Origin of the sequence: Aeromicrobium sp., from assembly GCF_025965075.1 — a bacterium.
Classification (GTDB): domain Bacteria; phylum Actinomycetota; class Actinomycetes; order Propionibacteriales; family Nocardioidaceae; genus Aeromicrobium.
Genome location: NZ_JAOPXQ010000048.1, coordinates 1 through 3,123, shown reverse-complemented (window position 1 = coordinate 3,123; position 3,123 = coordinate 1). Strand labels below are relative to the sequence as shown.

Below are 3,123 nucleotides of genomic sequence, written 5' to 3'. Positions count from 1 at the left end.
GTGCGAGCCGTCGAAGATGTCGTCGTACTCCAGCAGGTCGGACTCGAAGGCCAGCACCTGCTGCAGGCGCAGCGACCACTGCTGGTCCCACGGACGGGGCAGGCCGAGGGCCTCGTTCCACGCCGGGAGCTGGACCGCACGGGCGCGGGCGCTCTTCGACAGCGTCACGCCGAGCATCTCGAGCACGATGCGCTGCACGTTGTTCTCGGGCTGCGCCTCGGTGAGCCCCAGCGAGTTGACCTGGACGCCGTAGCGCAGCCGGCGCATCTTGGGGTCCTGGACGCCGTAGCGCTCGCGGGTGATCTCGTCCCACAGCCGCCCGAAGGCGCGCATCTTGCACATCTCCTCGACGAACCGCACCCCGGCGTTGACGAAGAACGAGATGCGGCCGACGACCTTCTCGAACTCCTCCGGCGGCACCTGGCCGGAGTCGCGGACGGAATCGAGCACCGCGATCGCGGTCGTCAGCGCGTACGCGAGCTCCTGTGTCGGCGTCGCCCCCGCCTCCTGCAGGTGGTAGCTGCAGATGTTGAGCGGATTCCACTTCGGGATCGTCGTGACGGTGTAGGCGATCATGTCGGTCGTCAGCCGCAGCGACGGGGCGGGCCCGAACACGTACGTGCCGCGCGACAGGTACTCCTTGATGATGTCGTTCTGCGTCGTCCCCGACAGCAGGGACGCGTCGACGCCCTGCTCCTCGGCCGCCACCTGGTACATCGCCAGCAGCCACATCGCCGTCGCGTTGATCGTCATCGACGTGTTCATGGTCTCGAGCGGGATGTCGTGGAACAGCTGCCGCATCGCGCCCAGATGCGGGATGGGGACGCCGACCTTGCCGACCTCCCCCCTGCTGAGCTCGTGGTCCGGGTCGTACCCGGTCTGCGTCGGCAGGTCGAAGGCCACCGACAGTCCGGTCTGGCCCTTCGCGAGGTTGCGGCGGTAGAGGGCATTGGACTCGGCAGCGGAGGAATGTCCGGCGTAGGTGCGCATCACCCAGGGCTTGTCAGGCATGCCCGTCAGATTACCGCGAAGTAAACACGCGAGGGCGGGAGTGCGGGTCACGTCACATCAGCGCGGACCTAGACTCGCTCCCATGGTCAACCTGACACGCATCTACACACGCACCGGCGACGACGGCACGACGAATCTGGGCGACATGAGCAAGACCAGCAAGCTGGACTCGCGGCTGGCGGCGTACGCCGACGTCGACGAGGCCAATGCGCAGATCGGCTTCGCGATCTCGCTCGGCACGCTGGAGCCGGACGTCGTCACGGTCCTCACCCACGTCCAGAACGATCTGTTCGACGTCGGGGCGGACCTGTCGTGCCCCGTCGTGGAGAACCCGCAGTATCCCCCGCTGCGGGTCGAGCCCGACTACGTCGACCGGCTCGAGGCATGGTGCGACCACTACAACGAGCAGGTGCCCAAGCTCCGGTCGTTCATCCTGCGCGGGGGTACGCCCGCGGCAGCGGCGGTGCACGTCGCGTGCACCGTGACCCGTCGCGCGGAGCGGTCGGCCTGGGCGGCGCTCGACGAGCACGGCGACACCATGAACGTGCTGACCGCGAAGTACCTCAACCGGCTCAGCGACCTGCTGTTCATCCTCGGCCGCTTCGCCAACCGGGAGCAGGGCGACGTCCTCTGGGTCCCCGGCGGCGAGCGGTAGCCCACCGTCCGGACATGACGCCGGCGCGCCCCCTCGATGAGGGGACGCGCCGGCGTTCGTTCGAGGATCAGTCCCAGTCGATGCGCTGGGTGCTGACGGTACCGCCATCACCGGGGGCCTTCGACGGGGCATCCCAGTCGATGCCCTTGGACGGCGCGTCCCAGTCGATGCCCTTGGTCGGCACGTCCCAGTCGATGCCCTTGACGGGCGGCTTCGGGGCCTTCGCGCGCTGAGCCTTGACGATGACCGACGGATCGGTCGAGGTCGCAGCCTCCGCGCCTGAGGCGATGGGGAGCAGTGCCAAGGTCGAGACGGACGCGGCGACGAACATGCGCTTGAACACAGGACACCTTCTCGTTGCAGGGGACGGGCGAGGCGCCCGATGAACACTGTCGATTCTCGCCCCTGTCCCGGGACCCGTCAACCGGTTTGCGAGAACCTGTACGAGCGCCCCAGCAGGCCGGTCGCTCACAGGACGTTGTTGACCCGTTGTCCGGGAGGCGATGACTCGAGCCACGACAGCAACCCGGTCAGCGCGTTGGCGCTCATCGCGAGCTGCCGGACACCGGAGGCGTTCGTCGTGCCGACGATCAGGTGCCCCGTGTGGATCGCGTGCACCTCGTGACCGATCGGCTCGCGCCGGCCATCGATCTGGACGTCACCGCGCCCGAACCGGTAGCGCGGTCGCATCGACAGCGAGAACGTGCGGAACCACTCGAGCTCGGTGTCGCGGTAGACCGCCAGGCCCAGCGTCCAGCCCTTGACCTGGGACTCCGGGCTGCGGTTGACGCTCATCTCGAACGTTCCACCCGACCGCGTGAGCAGCCGACGGCGCAACAGGAGTCCCAGGACCAGCAGGACGACGAAACCGGCGATGAACGCGAGGGAGTCGACCAACCACCACCACAGCGGCATGGGCCAACCCCCTTCAGTGCGTCAGGACGTCTTGTCGACGAGTCGGAGCTTGGCCTCGGCACGGCGGACCGCGGCGTCGTCCTCGTCGGCCTTGGCCGACTCGAGCTCGGCCTTGACCGCCGCCGCGTCGACCTCCGAGGCAAGGAACGCGTCCTCGCTCAGGATCGACACGTGGTTGTCGGCGACCGAGAGGAAGCCCTCCTCGACCGCCGCCCGGACCACGTCACCACCCTCGTAGGGGAAGATCTCCACGACACCGGGGACCAGGAGCGACAGCAGCGGCGCGTGACCCGCCAGCACGCCGAGGTCACCCTCGACGGTGCGGGCGATGACCTCGCGAGCCTGCCCCGACCACACGACGCGGTCGGCGGCGACGAGCTCGATCTGAATCGGATCTGCCATCAGAGGCTCTTCTGGATTTCTTCCCACTTCTTGTCGACGTCTTCGAGACCGCCGCACATGAAGAAGGCCTGCTCAGCCACGTGGTCGTAGTCACCGTCGCAGATCTTGGTGAAGCCGTCGATCGTCTCGTCGATGGAGAC

General features: G+C 67.9%; 5 protein-coding genes. 1 reads left to right on the top strand and 4 read right to left on the bottom strand.

The genetic code is table 11. From position 1 onward, the window contains the following. Positions 1-1,062: methylmalonyl-CoA mutase family protein (locus JWQ91_RS03290; protein ID WP_297780788.1), on the bottom strand; the 1,062-nt coding region annotated here is incomplete at its 3' end. 31 nt (positions 1,063-1,093) lie between these two features. Between JWQ91_RS03290 and JWQ91_RS03285 the strand changes: the two genes are divergently transcribed. Further along, positions 1,094-1,666 carry a cob(I)yrinic acid a,c-diamide adenosyltransferase gene (locus JWQ91_RS03285; RefSeq protein WP_297780785.1) on the top strand — a complete coding sequence of 191 codons (573 nt, stop codon included), beginning with the start codon at positions 1,094-1,096 and terminating at the stop codon, positions 1,664-1,666. A 67-nt stretch (positions 1,667-1,733) separates the two neighbouring features. On the opposite strand, the gene JWQ91_RS03280 is transcribed toward JWQ91_RS03285, so the two are convergent. The 3 genes from JWQ91_RS03280 to JWQ91_RS03270 form a co-directional block, all read right to left on the bottom strand. Further along, positions 1,734-2,009, bottom strand: a complete 276-nt coding sequence (locus JWQ91_RS03280) for a hypothetical protein (RefSeq protein WP_297780783.1) — start codon at positions 2,007-2,009, stop codon at positions 1,734-1,736. A 125-nt stretch (positions 2,010-2,134) separates the two neighbouring features. Continuing rightward, a complete protein-coding gene (locus tag JWQ91_RS03275; protein ID WP_297780780.1) occupies positions 2,135-2,581 on the bottom strand; it encodes a DUF2550 domain-containing protein in 447 nt (148 codons plus the stop codon). Positions 2,582-2,602: 21 nt separating this feature from the next. Beyond that, positions 2,603-2,983 (bottom strand): F0F1 ATP synthase subunit epsilon, encoded by a 381-nt coding sequence (locus tag JWQ91_RS03270; RefSeq protein WP_297780778.1) that lies wholly within the window; start codon positions 2,981-2,983, stop codon positions 2,603-2,605. Between the last annotated feature and the right edge of the window lie 140 nt (positions 2,984-3,123).